Origin of the sequence: Neoalteromonas flava, from assembly GCF_002807685.1 — a bacterium.
Classification (GTDB): Bacteria; Pseudomonadota; Gammaproteobacteria; order Enterobacterales; family Alteromonadaceae; genus Alteromonas_E; species Alteromonas_E flava.
Window position 1 is genome coordinate 372,502 of record NZ_PEAX01000001.1, and the last position, 22,225, is coordinate 394,726.

Consider the following 22,225-nt stretch of genomic DNA (forward strand, 5'->3'; position numbering starts at 1 on the left):
TGATTAACGAATAATGCCGCGTTCAGACTGTTCTATAAAATCAGCTAACAAGCCGACTTCTGGAGTTTGCGTCGCCATTTCTTTTAGTAGAGATATCGCCTGATCGGCAGTGTTGCCATCGCGATAGATGATTTTGTAAGCGCGTTTGATTTGCATGATGGTTTCTTTGCCATACCCACGACGACGCAGGCCTTCAGAATTGATACCTTGCGGAATGTGTTTAGTCCCACTGATCATGACAAAAGGCGGAATATCACGCAGAATAATTGCACCACCGCCGGCAAAACTGTGCGAACCTACTTTGCAAAACTGGTGAATGGCCGCCAAGCCGCCTAATATTACGCTGTTACCCACATGCACATGGCCTGCTAAAGTCACATTATTGGCGAAAATATTGTCATCACCAACCACACAATCATGGGCAACATGGACATTAACCATTAACAGGTTATTACTGCCTATTTTAGTTAACTCTTGATCTTGTACTGTGCCACGATGCACAGTGACCGACTCACGGAAAATATTATTATCGCCTATCTCTAGACGCGTCGGTTCACCGGCATATTTTTTATCCTGACAAGCCTCGCCGATACTTGCGAATTGATAAAAGTGATTACCCTTACCGATTTTACTTGGACCTTTGATAACGACATGAGATTCAATAACGCAATCATCACCTATCTCAACATCGTTACCAATATAGCTAAATGGACCAACAGAAACGTTATTGCCCAATTTGGCACCAGGTTCAATGATCGCAGTGGCGTGTATTGTCATTTAAATAGCTCGCATTGCACACATAAATTCGGCAGAACAGGCCTCCTCGCCATCAACACTGCCCACACCGTGGAATTTCCAGATCCCGCGTCTTTCTTTAATTAGCTTAACGTCAAAATCAAGTCTGTCACCCGGCGTAACCGGACGCTTAAAACGCGCCTTATCAATCCCTGCATAGAGATAAAGCTCATCACTTTTCCCCTTCGTCTTAAAGCCTAGCACACCAGCCGCTTGCGCCATAGCTTCCAAAATCAAGACGCCAGGGAAAATCGGATGGCCAGGAAAATGGCCCATAAAACAAGGCTCATTAAAGGTTATGTTCTTGTAGGCTTTGATACTCTCGCCTGATTGAAAATCAGTTACGCGATCGATCAGTAGGAACGGATACCGATGAGGAAGTAAATCCAAAATTTCTTGAATTTCAATGGGATTTAATGAGTTGGCCAAAGTGCCTCCGCTGCATAGTAACGCTCTTACCACATAGGTTAGCGTCAGTGTTTAATTTTGGCTGCCAACAATACGCGCAAAAAGCCAAAAAACAAATCAGACCAAACAGCTAAGTGTTTGGTCTAACTGTGTTTCATCGACCGTTTAGTTTAACTTATTAACGTTTTCGAGTACTTGTGCAGAAATATCAAATTTCGGCTTGGTAAACGAAACTGCGCCGGCATCGATGACCATATCATAGTTGCCATCTGCTGCGACTTTATCAATTGACTGACGGATCAAAGCAATCAACTTGTTGCGCTCTTCTGCCTGGCGACGCTGAATTTCTTGTTGTAATGGCTGTGCTTTTTGCGCGTACTCTTGACGAGCTGCAAGGATTTTCTCCTGCATTTCCGCTTTTTCTTGCTCGCTCATGGTCGCCGCATTACGCTGCAAACTTTCAGCATAAAACTGCATGTCACGCTCAAGTTGTTGGATCGCTTCAATGCGATCTTTGAATTCATTTTGAATTTGCTCTGCAATAGCCGCAGCTTCAGGCATAGCTTGAAATACTGACTGCGCATCAACGACAGCAATATTCATTTCAGCTACTGCTGGTGCACTGATAACGGCACTGCTGAGCAATGCACTTGCGACGATATGTTTAGCGAATGTTTTCAATTGAAACTCCTTTATTCACAAATTTGTTAGCCACTGACTGCGTCAGCGTGAATTATTATTAAAATGTTTGTCCGATGTTGAAGGTAAAGAATCTCGCATCATCACCTTCACGCTCGCGGATGGCTCTGGAGAAACTAAATACCATCGGCCCCATGGGTGATAACCATTGTACCGAAATACCCGCAGAAGCGCGATACAGCTTCCAGTCACTGTAATCTAACAGTTCATCAAAGTCGTTTCGCCCTGCGCCTGCATTGGTTAGCCGTGCGTATTCGTCGTAATCAAATTCAGTATCCCACACGTTACCAATATCAAAGAACACACTTGTGCGTACCGAATTATCAAAATCTTCTTCTACAAATGGGGTCGGAACAATCAATTCCAAGCCCCCAAGTGCCATCGCATTACCACCCAGACTACGATTTGACAGCAAGTAGGAATCATTCTCTGGGCTGCCTGGTATGATATTGCCATCAGGCCCTACGATTTCGCCTTGTGAGAAACGCTGAACACCGCGCGGACCAACCGTATTGTTTTCGAAACCGCGCAATGTGTCCGCACCACCCGCAGTGAAGTTTTCAGTGAACGGAAGAATTTGTTCATTGCCATTTTTATCACCATAACCGTTACCATAACCCAAGCGTAAGCGAGCTAAAAACGACCAACGTTGATCACGGGATAGCGGGAAATAGAACTTAGTATCAAAAATTGTCTTGAAATAGTTCACGTCAGAGTTCGGTGTGGTAATGCTAAACGATGCACTTTGCGACGAACCCGCGGTTGGAAATACCCCACGGTTCAAGGTAGTCCGACGCCACGAGATCGATGCTTGGTAACTCTGGTATTTGATAGAAGCATCTGGATCATCAATGTCCAAGAATTGATTATAGAAGCGGTCGGTTTGCTCGTACTGCGAACGGTTGAATAGCTCTACATTTGAATAGGTTAAACCAAAATTGATACGGTTAAACTCATCAATCGGGTAACCGATATTAGCACCTACTTTATACTGCTTACTGTTGAAGCGAATAACGTTGAAATCTTCGCCGTCAAACTCGCTGTAGCTAACCACACCACCTAAGCTAATGCCGTCAATAGTAAAGAAAGGATCTTGATAGGTAATCTGCGCCGACTGTTGGTAAGATACCGTGTTGAGACTAATACCCACTTGCTTACCGGTACCCAAGAAGTTGTCTTGCTGGATACCCGCTTGCAGACTCAACTTGGTGCGGTCGCCGTAACCGATACCGGCGTTAAAGGAGCCTGATGGCTGCTCTTTAACGGTAAAATTGACATCAACTTTATCGTCTTCCCCAGGAATACGCACAGTATCAAATTCGACCTCTTCCATATAGGTCAAACGCGACAGAGAGTTCTTCGAGGACTCCAACAAAGCATTTGATAACCAAGTGCCTTCCATTTGACTGACGTTTTGACGTAATACGTTATCTGCGGTAATCACATTACCCTCGAAATTTAAGCGACGAACATAGATGCGCTTACCAGGGTCAACCGACAAGGTTAACTTAACCGTTTTGTCTTCGTCATTAATTTCCGGCACTGTAGTAACCGTTGGGTAAGCATAACCAAAGCGACCAAGATACTTACTAATAAACTCTTCGGTGTAAGTCACTTCTGCCTGGTTGTACATTTCGCCCGGAGTTAGCGGTAACACAGTTTTGATGTATTCTTCGTGGCCAATCACATCACCGACCAATTCTACATCAGAAATGGTGTATTGCTCACCTTCAGAGACGTTCATAGTGATGTAAATACCCGTCTTTTCTGGAGTCATTGAGACTTGCGTGGATTCTACGGCGAAACGCAAATAACCGCGGTTCTTGTAGTAATTTTCAATGGTTTCCATATCGCCAGACAACGTCTGTTGCTGGTAGCGAGTCTCGGATAAGAAGTCCCACCATGGGGTATTAAATTGCAGTTCCATTTGCTCGAAGAGTTCAGCATCAGAAAATACGTCATTACCAACAATATTGATTTGTTGGATTTCTGCCGCATCACCTTCTTCAAACAACAGTTTTAACTCAACCCGATTACGCGGTAATGGCGTGATAATCGCGTTCACATCAGCACTGTACTTACCAATGCTGTAAAAGAAATCTTTTAAACCATTCTCAATCGACGTTAGGACGGTTTTATCGAGTGGCTCACCAACCCGGATATTATTCCCGTCCAAGCTATCTTGGAGTTGCTCATCTTTAATATCATCATTGCCTTCAAAAATGATATCGCTGATGGTGGGACGCTCGGAGACTCGAACCACAAGAGTGTTTCCGTCACGTAAAATCTCAATGTTCTCAAAGTGCGTCGATGAGTACAGTGAACGAATAAGCTGCGAAACCCTAAAGTCGTTTAACTCATCACCCACTTGCACCGGCAAGTAAGTTAATGCCGCACCGAGAGCCACTCGCTGGAGGCCTTCAACTCGGATATCTTCGACGATGAATTCGCTTTCATTTGCAGAGGCAAGGTGAGCAGCAGACAAAAACAATCCTGCTACAACATACTGTCTAAACTTCATTTATTACTATTCTTCCTGCGCACGTTTGCTAACGTTATTTATATTTATGCTAAGCGGGCAATATCATTAAATATTGCTACTCCCATCAGAGTTAACAGCAATAAGCCCCCAATTTTAAAACCAAGTTCCTGAGTTTGCTCAGACACCGGTTTACCCGTGATCGACTCAACCAATAAATAGAGTAAATGACCACCGTCTAACAGCGGAATGGGCAAAAGGTTTATTATGCCCAAACTTACGCTAATAATCGCCAAAAAACGTAAAAATTCGACGATTCCATATTCCGCACTTATCCCAGCACCTTGAGCTATCGAAATTGGCCCACTTAAATTTTTAACCGAGACATCACCCGTAAAGAGTTTGGCTAACATATCCAAACTCACTGTGGTGTAACGCCACATGCCATCGATTGCATTACTGACGGCGGCAAACACCCCATACTGGTGTATAAAGACAATACCTTCTGGCCAAGGTTCAACTCGCGGTGCCATTCCTAAATAACCGCGACTGCCCTGCTCGGTAGCAACACTGTCTAGAGTCACCACAAGAATCTCTTCGCGTCCATCACGGCGCACAGTCACAGACATGGACTCACCCGGATTTGCCGTAATAATTTCTACCGCTTGCTGCCACGAATCAATCCTTTGTGTACCAAGCTTCAACAGCGTATCACCTACAGCTAATCCGGCTAAACTGGCAGGACTATCTTCAGCAACTGTGGCGACCTCTAGTGTTACATCAGGACGAAAAGGAATGAGCCCTAAACTGCGCCATGCTGACTCAGTTTCAGGATCAAATTTCCACGTATCAATCGGTAACACTAACTGCTGAGTCACACCGCTTTCGCGCTTAACCGTAATCGGAAGGCGTGCTTCACCGATATAACTCATAAGTTCTAAATTGACTGCTGACCAATCTACAGTTTCGCGCGTGCCGACTTTAACAATTTCATCGTTCGCCGCCAGTCCCCCCTGAGCGGCAAAACTCCCTGCGGGAACCTCACCGAGAACCGGTTTCACCGTTTGTACGCCAATTAAATACATTAAAAACAAGGCAAATATGGCGAAAATAAAATTCACCCCTGGGCCCGCGGCAATGATTGCCATGCGCTGCTTTACTGTCTTGCAGTTGAAGGTGTGATTTTTAAACTCTGGAGCTACTTCATCAACGCGCTCATCCAGCATCCTGACATAGCCACCTAGCGGGATTGCTGCGACCACATACTCAGTGCCCTGTTTATCTCGCGTGCTCCACAAAGGTTTACCAAAACCGATGGAAAACCTGAGTACATGAACACCACAGCGACGAGCGACCCAAAAATGCCCCCATTCATGGACTGCAACCAAAATGCCTAAGGCAACAATAAAGGAGCCCAAATTCCATAAAAAATCAACCATAACAGTGCGCCTGAATTACCTTTTGTGCCTCGCGTCTGGCTAACTGATCAATATCAAGAACCTGTTGGATAGAAGAAACCTCTTTTGGTTCCAATTGTTTCAAGGTCAACTGATTAACTCTAGCAATATCACTGAACTTTATTTGCTTAGCTAAAAAGGCTGCCACGGCAACTTCATTCGCAGCGTTCAATTGCGTGGTGGCATACTGCCCAGATTTGCAGGCTTCAATTGCCAAAAATAAATTCGGATAACGCTCAGGACACGGTGTTGTAAAAGTAAAATCACGCAGCTGAGAGAAATCTAGATAATCAACCCCAGCATCAATCCGCTCGGGATACGCCAAACCATAAGCAATGGGCGTACGCATATCCGGTTGTCCTAGCTGAGCGATGACTGAACCATCAATGTACTGCACCATTGAATGGATAGTGCTTTGTGGATGCAAAACCACTTCTATGTCATCCGCACCTACACCAAACAGCCAATGCGCCTCAATAAATTCCAGGCCCTTGTTCATCATTGTCGCAGAGTCAACCGAAATCTTTTGCCCCATATCCCAATTGGGATGGGCACAGGCTTGCTCTGGGGTGATGTCATCGAAACTGGATAACGGACTATGTAAAAAGGGCCCGCCAGATCCGGTCAATAAGATTTTGGCAATACCATTGCCCGCCATATCACCGTATTGATAATTCTTTGGCAACGCTTGGAATATCGCATTGTGCTCACTATCAATCGGAATGATTTCAGCGTGGTATTGAGACGCCGCTTGCATAAACAATTCACCGCTCATAACCAAGGATTCTTTGTTGGCCAGCAAGACTCGCTTACCTGCCTTGACCGCTGCCATTGTCGGTAATAATCCAGCTGCACCCACAATAGCCGCCATAACACTGTCTACAGCACGGTCGCTTGCGACAAAAGCCAAGGCGTCTTCGCCAAATAAAATTTCAGTTTCGAGCGCTAAAGATGCGGCGAGTTTACGTGCCTCTTCAAACGAGTCAGGGTCAGTGAGTACCGCATATCGTGGCGCAAACAAACGCGCCTGCTCAATCAGCTTTGCTACTTGTCGGTGGGCCGTGAGCGCGAACACGCGATACCGGTCAGGGTGACGATTAATAACATCAAGTGTATTGCAACCTATCGAGCCGGTTGCACCCAATACTGTAATTGTTTGCACTATGCCATCCAAGTCACGTAACAGAAGGCAAAAACCGGGAATGCAGCCGTTAGGCTGTCGATACGGTCCATCACACCACCATGGCCCGGTAAAATTTTACCGCTGTCTTTTATGCCCGCACAGCGTTTAAACATACTTTCATTGAGGTCACCCAACGCCGAAACGCCCACGGTTAACGCTCCAATAACAATATGTAACCAAATCCGCGAGGGATCGACTTGATAATGTAAAGCTGCAAAAGCAATTATAGCGATTGATGCAGTGACGCCACCAAGTAACCCTTCCAAAGTTTTGCCTGGCGATACATTGGGCCGTAACTTATGTTTACCAAATTTAACCCCAACAAAAAACGCGCCGATATCGGCCGCCCAGACGATCCCAAGTACATAAAAAATTAACGACGCACCGTAAAAAGGGTCAACTTCATATAAACTTGTGCGTAGTGAGACGACGGCCACCCACGTGGGGATGAGGGTAAATAAGCCAAAAATTGCGCGAATAACGATACTGTGCTTCCAGAAAGCACTAAAGCGAGGGTAAGCAATAATCATTGCCAAAGAGAATAGCCACCATACACAGGCCACCCCAAGTATGTAACGATAAACGGCATTCAGCTGGCCTTGATACCAAATCAAATTCTGCTCAACCACTTGGGCAAAGAAAATACAAATGGTCAATGCTAGCAGGGTGTAGACAGCCTTATACATACGACTGTTGAGTCCAGACATTTTTGCCCATTCGTAAGCACCGATTGAGACCACACCAGCAATAGCAATCTGAAACTCAAAGACCGGCAAAAACAAAATCGCGATTAACGCGAGAGGTGCGAGGATAAGAGCAGTGATGATGCGTTGTTTCAACATGACACTTGCTCACCAGTTAGGCCAAAACGCCGTTGCCGTTCATTAAAGTCTTGCACCGCCGCGGCAAAAGTTTCTTCATTAAAATCTGGCCATAACGTAGTGGTAAAATAAAACTCTGCATAGGCACACTGCCACAAGAGAAAATTACTGATACGGTGTTCACCGCCGGTGCGAATAAGTAAATCCAGTGGTGGCAAATCTGCCATTGAGACGAATTGACCAAAACTATCTTCTGTTATTTGATCCGGCTGAAGACTACCTTCAGCAACCTCTTGAGCGATTTGTTGAGCAGCTTGCACAATGTCCCAACGGCCACCATAGTTGGCTGCAATATTGAGTGTTAGTGCGCTGTTCTCAGCTGTCAGGGCTTCAGCCTTATGGATTTTCTCAACCAGCTTGTCGTCAAACCGACTCAAATCACCTATCACCTTCAGCCGTACTTGATTTTTATTGAGTTTTTTAACTTCACTGTTTAACACCAGATTGAACAAGTCCATTAATACACTGACTTCCTCTTCTGGCCGCTTCCAGTTCTCGCTGCTGAATGCAAACAGGGTTAATACTTCGATGCCATGCGTACGGGCATATTTTACTGCGGAACGCACAGCATCAACGCCAGCCTTATGGCCAAAGGTTCTGATCTTTCCCTTTTTCTTTGCCCAGCGACCATTACCGTCCATGATAATTGCCACGTGACGAGGAAGCGCCCCGTCTTTCGCTGCAGTATCAAGGTTACTCGGCATAGAGTCGCTGTTATCCATGAAATTATCCAAACGCGTTACACTTCCATCAATTCTTTTTCTTTGTCAGCTAACATGCCGTCAACTTTCTTCACAAACGAATTGGTTAGCGTTTGAATATTTTCTTCCGCCGCTCTGCTTTCATCTTCACTGATTTCTTTTTCTTTCAATAGCTCTTTTATATCGCTATTAGCATCACGACGCACATTGCGGATAGCCACTCGCCCTTGCTCAGCTTCGGCGCGCACGACCTTAATTAAGTCTTTGCGGCGTTCTTCTGTTAGTGGTGGCATAGGAATACGAATAATTGCACCCGCACTCATCGGATTTAAGCCTAAGTCTGATTGCATTATGGCTTTCTCAACGGCTTGGATAGCACTTTTATCAAATACCGTTAACGCTAAGGTACGATTATCTTCTGCTACTACGTTAGCCAGCTGACGTAATGGCGTATCAGCACCGTAATAATTAACTTGAATTGAATCAAGTAAACTTGGATGGGCACGTCCTGTTCTGATCTTACTAAATTGAGATTTCAACGCAGAAATGCTTTTTTCCATACGCTGTTCAGCATCTAATTCAATTTCATCTATCACAATTATGTCCTGTTGTTAGTCTTGTTCTGGGTTTGCAATAAGGGTTCCGTCAGACTCGCCCATTACTACGCGTTTAAGGCAGCCCGGTTTATTCATGTTAAATACACGGATCGGCAAGTTGTGGTCACGTGCTAGTGTAAACGCCGCTAGATCCATGACCTTTAATTCTTTCTCTAGCACATCATTGTAGCCGATTTGGTCATATAATACTGCGTCTGGGTTTTTAACTGGATCTGAATCGTAGACACCATCCACTTTGGTCGCTTTAAGTACCGCATCAGCTTCTATTTCAATACCACGGAGACATGCAGCAGAGTCTGTCGTGAAAAATGGATTCCCCGTTCCCGCAGCAAAAATCACCACACGTCCTGATTTAAGTAGGCTTATCGCTTCCGCCCAGTTATAGGCATCGCATACTCCATTCAGTGGGATTGCAGACATTAAGCGAGCGTTGACAAACGCACGGTGCAACGCATCCCGCATCGCCAAACCATTCATTACTGTCGCCAACATGCCCATGTGGTCCCCGACAACGCGATTCATTCCAGCTTTCGCCAATCCTTCGCCGCGGAAAAGATTACCACCGCCAATCACCAAGCCGACTTGAACACCAAGTTCAACCAGTTCTTTAATTTCTTGCGCCATCCGGTCAAGCACTTTGGCATCGATGCCAAAGTCTTCATCCCCCATCAAGGCTTCACCACTTAATTTTAAAAGAATTCGCCGATAGGCTGATTTTGACGATACGCTCATGAACGATGGTTTCCTTTTGAAAACGGGTTACTCGCAATGCAAGGTGCGAACGATTAGAAAATAATTAAATCGCACTCACAAAAAGGGCACCTGTATGTAGGTGCCCGTAGTTTATCTGACAATCACTGGATGCAAAAGTCGAGAAGCTGAATTATTTCTTCGCAGCTTCCATTTGCGCAGCAACTTCTGCCGCAAAGTCTTCAGACTTCTTCTCAATACCTTCACCCACTTCAAAGCGGACGAAGTTAAGCACGTCAGCACCTTTAGACTTAAGTAACTCACCAACCGACATTGATGGGTCTTTAACAAAAGGTTGACCTGTTAGGCTGATTTCGCCAGTGAATTTCTTCATGCGACCAACAACCATTTTTTCTGCGATGTCTGCTGGCTTGCCTGATTGAACCGCGATCTCAACTTGAATTTGCTTTTCTTTTTCCACAACGTCAGCCGGTACATCTTCAGGCTTAACGTACTGTGGGCTAGCTGCCGCAACGTGCATCGCAATGTCTTTCGCCAAGGCTTCATCGCCACCTTGTAGAATTGCAACAACACCAATACGACCACCGTGCACGTATGCACCTAGTACATCGCCGTCAATGTTGATAACACGACGAGGGCTGATGTTTTCACCAATTTTAGCCACTAATGCGTCACGAGTTTCTTGTACAGTAGCTCCATCTAGGTCTGCTGCGTTAAGCTCGTCGATGCTATTGATGTTGTTTTCAGCTGCAACGGCTAGAATTTTCTTACCGAAGCTTAGGAAACCTTCGTCACGAGCAACGAAATCAGTTTCACAGTTTAATTCCATCATTGTCGCGCGGTTACCTTCGATAGTAGTTAAGATAACACCTTCAGCGGCAATACGTCCGGCTTTCTTAGCCGCTTTTGCCTGACCTGATTTACGCATATTTTCAATCGCTAGCTCGATATCGCCGTCTGTTTCAACAAGGGCTTTTTTACAATCAAGCATACCAGCGCCAGTGCGCTCACGAAGCTCTTTTACCAGTGCTGCAGTCACTGCCATGGTTAAAATCCTCAATAAATAGTAAGTTATAAGCTAAAGGGGCTGTTTAGCCCCTTCATTTAGATTCGTATAAGGCGATTAAGTACGCCTTTGAATTATTCTGCGGCTTCTACGAAGTCGTCTTTCTCAGCTTGAGCTTCGATATTGTTATCGCGACCTGCATTAACTGCATCAGCTGCTGCATTCAAATAAAGCTGGATTGCGCGGATCGCGTCATCGTTACCAGGGATGATGTAATCAACACCATCTGGGTCAGAGTTGGTATCAACCACACCGACTACAGGAATACCCAAGTTACGCGCTTCATTTACTGCAATGTGCTCATGGTCAGCATCGACAACAAAGATACAGTCTGGTAGACCGCCCATGTCTTTGATACCACCTAGGCTGCTTTCTAACTTTTCCATTTCACGCTGAAGCATCAACGCTTCTTTCTTGGTTAGTTTTTCGAAAGTGCCGTCAGTGCTTTGCTGCTCAAGGTCTTTCAAACGCTTGATTGATTGACGAACCGTTTTCCAGTTTGTCAACATTCCACCCAACCAACGCTTGTTAACGTAGAATTGGCCACAGTTAAGTGCTGCTTCTTTTACTGCTTCACCGGCTGCGCGCTTAGTACCTACGAAAAGGATTTTACCTTTTTTCGCAGAAACACCTGAAAGGTAGTTCAACGCTTCGTTGAATAACGGAACTGTTTTTTCTAGGTTGATGATATGAACGCGGTTACGAGCACCAAAGATGAAAGGCTTCATTTTTGGGTTCCAGTAACGTGTTTGGTGACCGAAGTGTACGCCAGCTTGTAGCATGTCGCGCATTGATACGTTTGCCATTAAATTGTCCTCATTTGGGTTAGGCCTCCATACATCCCCAATACCGACTCGCATCATCTGCGAGCACCCCGGGATCAGTGTCGATGTATGTGTGTATTTAATTAAATTTGCTCTTCACCTTCGAAAAGCGCGCGCTTTATATCACGACTCGCCGCCTCACTCAAGTTTTTAGCTATCTTTTTCGGCTATTTTGTTCGTTAGTTTCGACTCATTAGCCCATATCGCTAAACTAATAAAAGCTTACAGAAACGTATGACTTATGCGTTATTGTTGTGTTGATCACCTGTACAGGCCCTCCTGATAACGCTAACATTCAGCGCTGAATAAAAAATCACAGACAGGATAGATTCGTTTTGGGCGCGATTATCAAAACTTCTGAAGAAATCGAAAAAATGCGTATCGCCGGCAAACTCGCCGCCGAAGTGTTAATGATGATCACACCACACGTTAAAAAGGGTGTGACAACAGATGAACTTAATACCTTGTGTCATAACTATATCGTCGATGTACAGGGCGGTATTCCTGCACCTTTAAATTACGGGCATCCACCGTTTCCAAAATCTATCTGTACATCGGTTAATCATGTCATTTGTCATGGCATTCCGTCGGATAAAAAGTTAAAAGACGGCGACATTGTTAATATCGACGTAACGGTTAAGAAAGATGGTTATCACGGTGACACCTCTAAAATGTTTGTCATCGGTAAACCCTCGATCATGGCTGAGCGGCTGATCCGCGTGACTCAAGAAAGCCTTTATAAAGCCATCAAAATAGTGAAGCCTGGCGTACGTTTAGGAGATATTGGGCACATCATACAACAACACGCAGAAGCGCATGACTATTCTATTGTCCGCGAGTACTGCGGGCATGGCATCGGTGCAACATTCCACGAAGATCCTCAAGTCGTACATTACGGTCGGCCAAATACCGGTGACGTCTTGGAAGCCGGCATGTGCTTTACCATTGAGCCCATGGTAAATGCAGGTAAACGTTACTCTAAAATTTTGCCTGACCAATGGACAGTAGTAACTAAAGACCGCAGCTTGAGTGCTCAATGGGAACATACTCTGTTGGTAACCGAGAATGGTGTTGAAATTTTGACCCTGCGCGAAGAAGAAACCATTCCACGTATTATCGAACATTAACATCGAGGTTTTATGACGGCGGTCGAAGCACACTCAGTAGCGACATTGGAAGAGCTCATTGACGACATTTTGGCTATCGATGATCGCTACAATATCGCCGCATTTAAACAGACGGTTAAAAATAGCTACAGTTGGTTAAAACACGCTTTTTCTACTTCAGTGGTAGACGAGCTGGTATCTGGCCGTGCGGTTTTTGTCGATAACTTACTTCAGCACCTATGGCATTTATACGGCCTAGATGAAGTTAAAGACTTATCGCTCGTGGCCGTGGGTGGTTACGGACGCGCTCAGTTGCAGCCCTACTCGGATATCGATCTACTTATCCTGTCAAACAAGGCACCAGATAAAACCACACGGGAAAAAATCGGCGAATTCATCACTCTGCTTTGGGATATCAAACTGGATGTTGGGCAAAGTGTACGCACGATTAAAGAGACTGTCGCCCTAGCTAAAGGCGATATCACAATTGCCACCAACTTGGTTGAGAGTCGTCGTCTGGCGGGCTCTGTTGACACCTTTGCAAAACTGGTACAAAGCGTTAATGACAAGAAAGTCTGGACCAGTGACCGCTTTTTTGTTGCCAAGCTCGAAGAGCAACAAAATCGCCATGCTAAGTTCCATGGTACCGCGTATAACTTAGAGCCTAACGTGAAGGAAAACCCCGGCTGTTTGCGCGATATTCAAACCATCGGCTGGGTCGCTAAGAAGCACTTCAAAGAATATGATGGCTGGAGCTTAGTTGGGCACGGTTATTTTACCAAACAAGAGCATGCTGAACTTATTGAGTGTCGCTCTCATTTATGGCGCATGCGATTTGCATTGCACATTATCGCTGGACGCAGCGAAAACCGGCTATTGTTTGACTATCAAACTGATGTCGCTGAAATGCTCGGTTATGGTTCGGCTGGCAAAGCGTCAGTAGAAAGCATGATGAAGGCATTTTTTCGCACGGTGCGCCGCGTAAATGAGCTTAATCGCATGTTAATGCAACGCTTCAGTCACGACATCTTAGGTAAGCAAGACTACGGGAATACTGCGTTAAATAAAGATTTTGAGCTACATGATGGTTTAATTTCACCAACCCATGCCAAAGTGTTTGAAACACCAGAAGCAATTTTTGATTTCCTACTATTGATTGCTGAACGGCCAGAAGTCACCGGCTTAGATACCGACTGTATTCGCCAACTTCGCAATGCACGACGCGCATTCCAAGATACCTACCTGAATGAGCGCCCTGAGTGTCGTGAGAAATTTATGCAACTGATGCGACATCCGCACTTTTTTGATTTCGGCTGGGATATCATGCATCAATACGGCATTTTGCAGGCATATTTGCCCGAATGGAATCACATCGTCGGAATGATGCAATTTGATTTGTTCCATGCGTACACAGTAGACGAACACACCCATCGTTTAGTTAAACATGTGAATCACTATTTCAGCCCAGAAAATACCCGGTTTCCCCGTTGTGGTCGGATTGCGCAGAATTTAGATAAGCCTGAGTTACTTTATCTGGCTGCGATTTTTCATGATATCGGCAAAGGTCGTAATGGCGATCATTCTGAATTGGGTGCTGAAGATGTTCTGGCTTTCGCCAAATCACATGGCCTGAGTAAATCAGACACCGACATTATCGCTTGGTTAGTACGCAATCACTTACTAATGTCGGTTGTCGCCCAGCGCCGTGATATCTATGACCCCGACGTAGTCAATGAGTTTGCCAATAAGATCAGGAGCCACAATCACCTTAATTTGCTGTATGCGCTGACTCTGGCGGATATTCGCGCAACCAACGATAATTTATGGAATGACTGGAAAGCCTCGTTATTGCGAGAACTTTATTTACTCACGCAAAAAGCCCTCGACAACGGCTTGCAATGCCAACTGACGATTTTTGAAAGAGTATCAGAAAATAAGCATGCGGCGCGTAAACTACTGGCTGAAAGCCCCTTTTCTGATCATGCCATTGAAGCCTTGTGGTCTCGTTTCGATCATGACTATTTTGCGCGCTATAAGCCCAAACAAATTGCCTGGCACACGCAGGAAATTCTCGGCTTTAAGCGCGAGCATGACGATGATTTATTGGTCAAAGCTAACAACATGACTACCAAAGCTGGTACTGAGCTGTTTATCTACGGTAAAGACCGGCCCGCTCTTTTTGCGCAAGTCGCTTCGGTTATCGATAGCCGTAATTTATCAATCCACGATGCCACCATTACTATCACAGCAGATGGATTTGTGTGTGACAGTATTATCATTCTCGATAATGATGGTAACCGGATTGACGCTGAGCAACGCTTAACGGCATTGCAGGATGCAGTTAAAACCCAAATGGCGACTCCGGGCCGAGCTCATACCAATGCGCGGAAGATCCCACGTCAATTGAAACAGCTCAATGTACCCACCAAAGTACGTTTTTATAACCGCTCAGAAGATGCAACGCTTGTCGAACTCGAAGCACTGGATGCGCCAGGTATATTAGCCAAGATCGGACATGCATTTGTGGATAGCAATGTCACCTTAAAGTTAGCCAAGATCACAACGATTGGTGAGCGTGCAGAAGACATTTTTATTGTCTCTAATGCTGATGGCTTAGCATTATCCCCGGACGAACAAGTTAAATTAAAAAAACAAATCCTAACCAACCTAGACCAACTGGAAGATATACAACATGACGCATGAGTTACAATCCATTATTGAGAGCGCGTTCGAGCAACGTGATTCAATTACTCCTACCTCCGGCCACGACGATGTTAAACAGGCCGTGCAGCAAGCGATTGATATGCTCAACACTGGTGCTGCTCGTGTGGCTGAAAAAATAGCTGGCGAATGGGTAGTACATCAATGGTTGAAAAAAGCCGTATTGCTGTATTTTCGTTTACACAACAATGCGCCGATGTCGGATGGCGTTAGCCAGTACTTTGATAAAGTTCCACTAAAATACAGTGATTATACGGCTGAACAATTTGTTCAAGATGGTACTCGTGTGGTGCCACCTGCAACGGTCCGCACCGGCAGTTTTGTTGGTAAGAACGTAGTATTGATGCCGTCTTACGTGAACATTGGTGCGTATGTTGATGACGGCAGCATGGTTGATACATGGGCAACTGTTGGCTCATGCGCGCAAATTGGCAAGAATGTGCATTTGTCTGGTGGCGTGGGTATTGGTGGTGTTTTAGAGCCGCTACAGGCTAACCCAACAATCATTGAAGATAATTGCTTTATTGGCGCTCGCTCAGAAATTGTTGAGGGTGTTGTGGTAGAAGAAGGCAGTGTTATTTCAATGGGCGTTTATATTGGCCAGAGTACACGTATCTTTGACCGCGAGACTGGAGAAATTCATTACGGACGTGTTCCCGCAGGATCAGTGGTTGTCAGTGGCACCCTGCCCTCAAAAGAAGGCTCTTGCAGTTTGTATGCGGCCATAATCGTAAAAAAAGTTGATGCCAAAACGCGAGCTAAAGTCGGCATTAACGCATTGCTGCGCGCCGCAGAGTAGCGTCTCAACGCAGCTGCAAATCCCACTCAGGTGGTTTGCAGCTGCGCTTTAAACACCTACATTTTATCTACTGCAGCTAACGCCCACGGCACCACTTCGCTCTCCGGCTCTAAGGTTTCAATGGCATCGACTTCAAGCATATCAACCACGGCATTACCTTGCAGTTCAGTTAATAACTCTTGGAACTGACGACCACCGCCACAATACGTATCACCATAACTACTGTCACCCAATGCAGCAACCGCAAAAGGCTTACCATCCATCAACGGGAATTGGTCGCGCAATTCAGAGTGGAAAAACTCCAAATTAGGTGGCACATCACCTTGCCCTGTAGTTGATGTGATCACCATTACCGCTTGGGCTTGCTTAAAGTCGTCCACACCAGGATCCTCAAACAGTTCAACGGCAATACCTTTTGCCTCTAGAGCTTGCTGTACTTGCTCTGCAACGTGCTGAGCATTGCCGTACACAGAGCCGGCGAATAGGGTTAGTTTCTTCATTCGTTTGTCTTCTTATGAATTGCTAAGTTAGGATTTTCTTCTGCTTCAAACACCTGCCAATTTGCCAACAACGCTGAAAATTCGGGTGCCAGCGGCGCCTGTAACTCAATTTGCTGGTTGGTGTGTGGATGTTCTAGTGCCATACAGGTACAACTTAAGGCCAATTGTTGAAAATTAAAGTGGTGGCGGAGAAATTGATTTTGTTTACCGTCTCCGTGAGTGGTATCACCCACAATCGGATGGCGAATATGCGCCATATGGCGCCGCAATTGATGCTTACGTCCACTGTGTGGCAGCAATTCAATATGTGAAAAGCGCGCCGAATTATAGCGCCCCGCTGGCAAAGGGATCGAAAAGCGTTGTATGCACCTGGTTTCGGTTCGAGCCGGTTGCGGCGGTTTATCTTGGCGCGCTTTACGGTCTGTTTTGCGATCCAGTATTTCACGTAAGGGATAGTCGATATCCCAGCGGACCGGCAGGTGACCACGCACAATAGCCTGATAGCTTTTTAGCACATGTCGCTGCGTAAACTGTTCGGTAAGTAACGCCGCAGTATTACTATTCAGAGCGAATAGTAATACGCCTGAGGTTGGTCGATCTAAACGATGTACGGGATAGACATGTTGATTGATTTGATCGCGCAATAGTTGCAACGCGAACTCGGTTTCACGTTTTGCGATCATACTCCTATGCACCAACAGACCAGCGGGTTTATCTATCGCAATCAAATACTCATCCTGATAGATCACATTCAGCATTACACGTTTCCCAGTCACTCAGCAGCATTGCTGTCGCTGTCTTTTCGTCGAGAGTGTATAATGCCAAAAATTTATTCATTGCGAGAAGTTAAATTGTCCAAAAGTATTAATTCCATAAGCGAATTCCTCCTTCACGCAGGCACCGATTATCGTGTATTTGATATGGGCCGTGGTATTCGTACATTAGATTCTCAGGATTTTTTAGACATAGAAAATGCGCAACGTCCAGCTCCATATCCTCGACAACAACATTTTTGGGTAGGGATCACTTATTGGAATCAACAGCTATCTGAACAACAGTATATTTGGTTCTTAAAGTTACCACTTGATGAACAAGGCAGGGTTGTCGACGCTGCGCGCAAACACTTTCTGGAATTAATCATTACCGCGCTAACGAAAGAAAAAAGTGACCCACAGCAAACATTAGACGCAACCAGCAAAGTCCATGATAACCCGTATATTTTCACCCCAAATCAACAAGTACTAGCGGACTTCAATGCGCTGTCTCGTAGAGCCAGCGGGCTGCATAAAGGCAAAGACTTCGAACCTGCTAAGCAGTATCTCAATGCTCCGCAAGTGATTGACTGGGAAACAATTACAGTACAAGGGATAGCGGACTGTGCGCATTTTTGCGATACCGACGAGTGGCTCATTTGGCTTGATAACTTACCCAACAAGTACCCTGAAATGGTCCAAAAACACTTACTCTGCGCTCTCGAAAACCGCGCCATAGATGCCACGTTAGCCAAGTCAATTTTTGCTCTTATGAACCAGCAACAAGCAGACTCTGAGTTTGCTTTGTGGTGCCTGCGCGCGTTGACGCAGACAACAGAGCATGATTTACGCGCTCAAGCAGTTGATCGATTACTAGCACTGCCAGAGCAGACCCAAGACCGGTTAATCGTTATTGCTGGTCGACACTGGCAAACCCTGCTGGATAGTCGCTTGATGCAGTTTTTAGAGCACACCGCAAAGTTAAGCCCAGAGCCACCGTTTTTCGTCAGTTTGTTTGCTGATCTAGCACAGTTACCCGATATTCGTGCACAAGTGCTAAACGCGATTAGAAATCCAAACCGTTCAGCACAACTTTCCAATGCAATAGGTTGGTTGTTTCAGCAAAAACCTGCAACATGAACCTCTATGATTTAATCATCTTGTTGGTATTGGTGGTTATTGCGTTGCAATTTTGGCAGATCCGCGCCATGACCGAACTTGCCAACCGCTATGCTGCAAGCTATTGCAAGCAGCATGGCCTGCAGTTGGTCAGTGTTGCAAGGGACAAAACTCGGATTGGAGTTTATCGCGGCAGGCCTGTGTGGCGATGCTGGTATGCCTTTGAATTTTCTGCCAATCGTGAATCGCTTAGTCAGGGCTGGTTTCTAATGCAAGGCAAGACCGTAACTAATATCGATGTACCTGCGTATCCGATTAATTAGACGTTCATTAAATGTCATTTTTGACTTTCGATGGAACCGATGGGCGTGATTTTAGGTGTATGTAATTAGCTTGGATATTGAATGCGAGACTTCAAGCAACAATGCCGCGTCAATAAAGTAAAAAGGCGAAGCTAAACAGCTTCGCCTTTCGAATTTCGAGCATCCTTCTCTGCGTTCCTTTGCGACTAAAATCTTCCCGATTAAAATCCTTATACACCCCTTTCCTTCTAATCTCACTCTTCCTAAGTGAGCTACTCATCCTGAGTAGGTCCTTTCCGTTATTCCTGCAATCCCATTCATCCTTGCAATGGGGGCCTCTTCCTGAGACTGTCCAATTAAATCCACGTCTTCCTGACTCACTCCATTTAAACAAATCTTCCTGACTTGCAGCTCCATTCCCTAGAGCGTCCTGAGCTATCCTTATGTCTTCCTGACATGTCGTGTTTCCTTGTGACAGTGAAACTATACGCCGATGGGAAAAATGTGGAGGATGTATTTCAATAGGAAAGATTAAATAAACGTAAAAAAAGCCCAACAAATAATTTTTATCATTAAATTACATGGGCTTACAAAATATCAGTGAGATTAATACCGAGGTAAAAAACCTCTATTGCCTACGTCCATGTAAGCGATCTCTTACAAAGAAAGAGACTTTTATTTAATGGCAGAGTTCTTTCCACAAGAATTACTGAGCACGCGAACGAAACATAATGTACCCAGTGATATGACTAAAGGTAAGTTCTTGGATATGCTCATAGTGTCCGCCCTTAAAAAATGATAGGCATTTCGGCAGAGTAACAAATACACCCACCCCCTGACTCTTTGGTTCTTCGAGCATTACACTATCTATCGCACTCATGAGAACATGACCCAGTCCTTGATCTTGATAGTCGGGATGCACACCAATAAATGACAGCATGTGATAATTCTCAGCGGGCATGCAACTACGCACTTTCTCTTCTTTGTCGATCATTTGCTTAGTGCCGAGAAAGCCAGCCGTTAGCAACATTTTTAGCCGCCAATGCCAATAGCGCCCAGCCCCAAAAGCGGCATCAGGGGCAATTAGACACGCCACCGCAATTAACCGCTTGTCGTCAAATAACCCAATGATGGGCTGTTTACCAATCCAAAATGCGTGGAGTTCTTCACGAATGGCTGAACGCAGACGGTTTTCATAACCTTCTCTTTCAGCCTCAAAAATATCGACAAATAACGGATCATCAATATAGGCGTTGTATAAAATTGAGGCTGCTACTTTGAGATCTTCAGCCGTAAGATAACTGGCTTTGACTTGTGCGGGGGAAAGTTTTACCGCTTGATGGCCCATCGAGTGCTCCTGACACATTGACAACTAATTTGACTAGTTTTCATACACTGGAGCTTTGTTAACATTTTGTAAAGAGTTAATACTGACAATTTGTAGATTTATTGCGCTAGCGCAATGAATTGGCGCTAGCGCTGCTGTTAGGTGGTTATAGATATTCGCGTAATGCGGTTTCACCCCATCCCACCAGTTGTCCGTTTTTGAAAACTAATGGTGTACATTCATCTTTGCTGGTAATACCGTCACCGTGCGACCGTTGAGTGCGATAATAAAGTACTCGATAATCTGAGCCATCGCGTTGATAAAACTCATCAAAATCTGCCATGCCCATGCGCGACGAAACCGCTTCCAGCGTCATTGATGTGTCTAAACGGCTAATGTGGCGACGATTATTGGCCTCACGCTTTTCCCAATCACCTTGATAATAGCCATCACCGTCCCCTCCAACAGAAACGACACAACCTGATAAAAACAATGGCGCGCAAAGTGCACAAAGCAGTAATGATTTTTTAAGCATGAGCAAAATTCCTTAATGTTGCTATTTAATGTTCAATCACAGCGTTATTTACAAAATGCTTGCCAAATTTATAAGTTAATGTTTTAAAATGATTTTTAGTAAAATGTAGATGGATCAACTCATCTACAGTAAGTCTTCTTGACTACTTTTTGGTGGATTTGACGAGAAACGCTAAATAATCGACCAGCGCTTATTCGTTCTTAAGCAAAGTCAAAATTTAAGGCTTAATCGGCATCTCATCTGAGTTTACACTGGATTGTCTTAAGCTAGTCGTTAGACCATGGCATATGTTACTTTAGCCGTCCTTTAACTTTTACCGGCAAATCGATCACAATGAAGTCTGATTTACACCAACTTTGCCTACAACTCTATGCGCAAGGCTTAGAACCAAGCACCAGCCTGTTGAGAGCGCGAGCCGAGAGTAAACCTTCTCTACCGCAGGCAATTGATGCTATCCGTTGGTGGCAACAACAAGATAAAGCCAGCCTTTTACAGCGCTATCAAACAGAAAATAAAGGCCTAACCAACACAGCAAAGTCTGATGAACCGTCAGAACTTGACCAGCATGATATGATTCATCAGGCACTTTCTCGAGTTGCCCAAATAGAACAAGAATTAACAGAACTTAAGCAACTGTTGCAGCAACTCGCGCAAAAAAACTGATCATTCTGCCAAGGGTTGTAGCGTAGCTAAAAACTCAGCTAAGTCTTGCGCTAACACTTGTTGGGCAGGTTTACCGACTTGTTCGAGTACAACTTGCCCTGAGGCATTATCCACACTGACGATAAAATCCTCTTCATCAGTCAATGCGAAAAATAAGGTTTCGGGTTGTTTTAGTTGCCGTTTCATCAGTACATGACCAATCAAGTTTTGTTGTAACCGTTCAGCATCATCGTCGTTCCAGATTTGCAATAGTGTTAACTTCCCTTGTGGCGCCTGTGCTTCAATGTGGTCGCTGTAATAGCGCGAAAAGTATGCTTTAAGCTGCGGATCTAGGGCCAATTCTAGCGCTTGTTCCATGTCCGCAAAACTCCGTGATTGAGATTGCAGTACCGGCCTCCACTGTGCCAGCTCTCCAGGTGCCAACGCCTCCAATAGACAGGGTGAGAGCCATTCAGGATCATATTCCGTTCGTGGGTCATTCGGCAGCGCAGTGAACCGCGTTATAAATTCATCCAATGCCTGATTTAATTTTTTTTCTGTCAATGTAAGCTCCTGTTCATTCTGCTGGTATCATATCGGA

Annotated in this window: 23 protein-coding genes; 6 read left to right on the top strand and 17 right to left on the bottom strand. The window is 45.1% G+C overall.

Translation table 11 applies throughout. The features are described from left to right. Positions 1-3: 3 nt before the first annotated feature. The 12 genes from lpxA to rpsB form a co-directional block, all read right to left on the bottom strand. On the bottom strand, positions 4-777 hold the full coding sequence (gene lpxA, locus CSH92_RS01765) for an acyl-ACP--UDP-N-acetylglucosamine O-acyltransferase (RefSeq protein WP_100655878.1): 774 nt from the start codon (positions 775-777) through the stop codon (positions 4-6). Further along, positions 778-1,224: a 3-hydroxyacyl-ACP dehydratase FabZ gene (gene fabZ / locus CSH92_RS01770; protein WP_100655879.1), complete on the bottom strand. Its 447-nt coding sequence runs from the start codon at positions 1,222-1,224 to the stop codon at positions 778-780. Positions 1,225-1,368: 144 nt separating this feature from the next. Beyond that, positions 1,369-1,884: an OmpH/Skp family outer membrane protein gene (locus CSH92_RS01775; RefSeq protein WP_100655880.1), complete on the bottom strand. Its 516-nt coding sequence runs from the start codon at positions 1,882-1,884 to the stop codon at positions 1,369-1,371. Positions 1,885-1,942: 58 nt separating this feature from the next. Further along, on the bottom strand, positions 1,943-4,423 hold the full coding sequence (gene bamA, locus CSH92_RS01780; protein ID WP_100655881.1) for an outer membrane protein assembly factor BamA: 2,481 nt from the start codon (positions 4,421-4,423) through the stop codon (positions 1,943-1,945). Between the two features lie 44 nt (positions 4,424-4,467). Then, entirely contained in the window at positions 4,468-5,820 is a 1,353-nt protein-coding gene (gene rseP, locus CSH92_RS01785; RefSeq protein ID WP_100655882.1) for a sigma E protease regulator RseP, read from the bottom strand. After that, positions 5,813-7,000 carry a 1-deoxy-D-xylulose-5-phosphate reductoisomerase gene (gene ispC, locus CSH92_RS01790; protein WP_100655883.1) on the bottom strand — a complete coding sequence of 396 codons (1,188 nt, stop codon included), beginning with the start codon at positions 6,998-7,000 and terminating at the stop codon, positions 5,813-5,815. Before ispC ends, rseP begins: the two co-directional genes overlap by 8 nt. After that, positions 7,000-7,863 carry a phosphatidate cytidylyltransferase gene (locus CSH92_RS01795; RefSeq protein ID WP_100655884.1) on the bottom strand — a complete coding sequence of 288 codons (864 nt, stop codon included), beginning with the start codon at positions 7,861-7,863 and terminating at the stop codon, positions 7,000-7,002. The genes ispC and CSH92_RS01795 overlap by 1 nt, the downstream gene beginning before the upstream one ends. Next, positions 7,857-8,624: a polyprenyl diphosphate synthase gene (gene uppS, locus CSH92_RS01800; RefSeq protein ID WP_100655885.1), complete on the bottom strand. Its 768-nt coding sequence runs from the start codon at positions 8,622-8,624 to the stop codon at positions 7,857-7,859. Before uppS ends, CSH92_RS01795 begins: the two co-directional genes overlap by 7 nt. Positions 8,625-8,641: 17 nt before the next feature. Continuing rightward, positions 8,642-9,199 carry a ribosome recycling factor gene (gene frr, locus CSH92_RS01805; RefSeq protein WP_100655886.1) on the bottom strand — a complete coding sequence of 186 codons (558 nt, stop codon included), beginning with the start codon at positions 9,197-9,199 and terminating at the stop codon, positions 8,642-8,644. Positions 9,200-9,214: 15 nt separating this feature from the next. After that, positions 9,215-9,952 carry a UMP kinase gene (pyrH, locus tag CSH92_RS01810; protein ID WP_100655887.1) on the bottom strand — a complete coding sequence of 246 codons (738 nt, stop codon included), beginning with the start codon at positions 9,950-9,952 and terminating at the stop codon, positions 9,215-9,217. 151 nt (positions 9,953-10,103) lie between these two features. Next, positions 10,104-10,976, bottom strand: coding sequence for a translation elongation factor Ts (tsf, locus tag CSH92_RS01815; protein ID WP_100655888.1), 873 nt, complete (start codon positions 10,974-10,976; stop codon positions 10,104-10,106). Positions 10,977-11,071: 95 nt separating this feature from the next. Further along, a complete protein-coding gene (gene rpsB, locus CSH92_RS01820) occupies positions 11,072-11,803 on the bottom strand; it encodes a 30S ribosomal protein S2 (protein WP_100655889.1) in 732 nt (243 codons plus the stop codon). Between the two features lie 353 nt (positions 11,804-12,156). Here rpsB and map point away from each other — a divergent pair, with 353 nt between their 5' ends. The 3 genes from map to dapD are packed head-to-tail and all read left to right on the top strand — an operon-like array spanning position 12,157 to position 16,447. After that, positions 12,157-12,948, top strand: a complete 792-nt coding sequence (gene map / locus CSH92_RS01825; protein ID WP_100655890.1) for a type I methionyl aminopeptidase — start codon at positions 12,157-12,159, stop codon at positions 12,946-12,948. A 12-nt stretch (positions 12,949-12,960) separates the two neighbouring features. Then, the gene (gene glnD, locus CSH92_RS01830) at positions 12,961-15,630 is read left to right on the top strand and encodes a [protein-PII] uridylyltransferase (protein WP_100655891.1); all 2,670 of its coding nucleotides are present in this window, start codon (positions 12,961-12,963) and stop codon (positions 15,628-15,630) included. Beyond that, a complete protein-coding gene (gene dapD / locus CSH92_RS01835; RefSeq protein WP_100655892.1) occupies positions 15,620-16,447 on the top strand; it encodes a 2,3,4,5-tetrahydropyridine-2,6-dicarboxylate N-succinyltransferase in 828 nt (275 codons plus the stop codon). The genes glnD and dapD overlap by 11 nt, the downstream gene beginning before the upstream one ends. Before the next feature lie 56 nt (positions 16,448-16,503). Here dapD and CSH92_RS01840 read toward each other — a convergent pair whose 3' ends face one another. Together CSH92_RS01840 and CSH92_RS01845 are read right to left on the bottom strand one after the other, a co-directional pair. Then, positions 16,504-16,947, bottom strand: coding sequence for a flavodoxin (locus tag CSH92_RS01840; RefSeq protein WP_100655893.1), 444 nt, complete (start codon positions 16,945-16,947; stop codon positions 16,504-16,506). Then, the gene (locus CSH92_RS01845) at positions 16,944-17,705 is read right to left on the bottom strand and encodes a pseudouridine synthase (protein ID WP_100655894.1); all 762 of its coding nucleotides are present in this window, start codon (positions 17,703-17,705) and stop codon (positions 16,944-16,946) included. Before CSH92_RS01845 ends, CSH92_RS01840 begins: the two co-directional genes overlap by 4 nt. A 60-nt stretch (positions 17,706-17,765) precedes the next feature. Between CSH92_RS01845 and CSH92_RS01850 the strand changes: the two genes are divergently transcribed. Together CSH92_RS01850 and CSH92_RS01855 are read left to right on the top strand one after the other, a co-directional pair. Then, positions 17,766-18,839, top strand: coding sequence for a DUF3549 family protein (locus CSH92_RS01850; RefSeq protein WP_164084629.1), 1,074 nt, complete (start codon positions 17,766-17,768; stop codon positions 18,837-18,839). Beyond that, on the top strand, positions 18,836-19,141 hold the full coding sequence (locus tag CSH92_RS01855; RefSeq protein ID WP_100655896.1) for a DUF3301 domain-containing protein: 306 nt from the start codon (positions 18,836-18,838) through the stop codon (positions 19,139-19,141). Before CSH92_RS01850 ends, CSH92_RS01855 begins: the two co-directional genes overlap by 4 nt. Positions 19,142-19,826: 685 nt before the next feature. Here CSH92_RS01855 and CSH92_RS01860 read toward each other — a convergent pair. Then, positions 19,827-20,468: a GNAT family N-acetyltransferase gene (locus tag CSH92_RS01860; protein WP_100655897.1), complete on the bottom strand. Its 642-nt coding sequence runs from the start codon at positions 20,466-20,468 to the stop codon at positions 19,827-19,829. Between the two features lie 145 nt (positions 20,469-20,613). After that, positions 20,614-20,982 carry a DUF3192 domain-containing protein gene (locus CSH92_RS01865; RefSeq protein ID WP_100655898.1) on the bottom strand — a complete coding sequence of 123 codons (369 nt, stop codon included), beginning with the start codon at positions 20,980-20,982 and terminating at the stop codon, positions 20,614-20,616. 333 nt (positions 20,983-21,315) lie between these two features. On the opposite strand from CSH92_RS01865, the gene CSH92_RS01870 reads away from it, so the two are divergent. After that, positions 21,316-21,645 (top strand): hypothetical protein, encoded by a 330-nt coding sequence (locus tag CSH92_RS01870; protein WP_100655899.1) that lies wholly within the window; start codon positions 21,316-21,318, stop codon positions 21,643-21,645. Here CSH92_RS01870 and syd read toward each other — a convergent pair whose 3' ends face one another. Next, entirely contained in the window at positions 21,646-22,188 is a 543-nt protein-coding gene (gene syd, locus CSH92_RS01875) for a SecY-interacting protein (RefSeq protein ID WP_100655900.1), read from the bottom strand. Between the last annotated feature and the right edge of the window lie 37 nt (positions 22,189-22,225).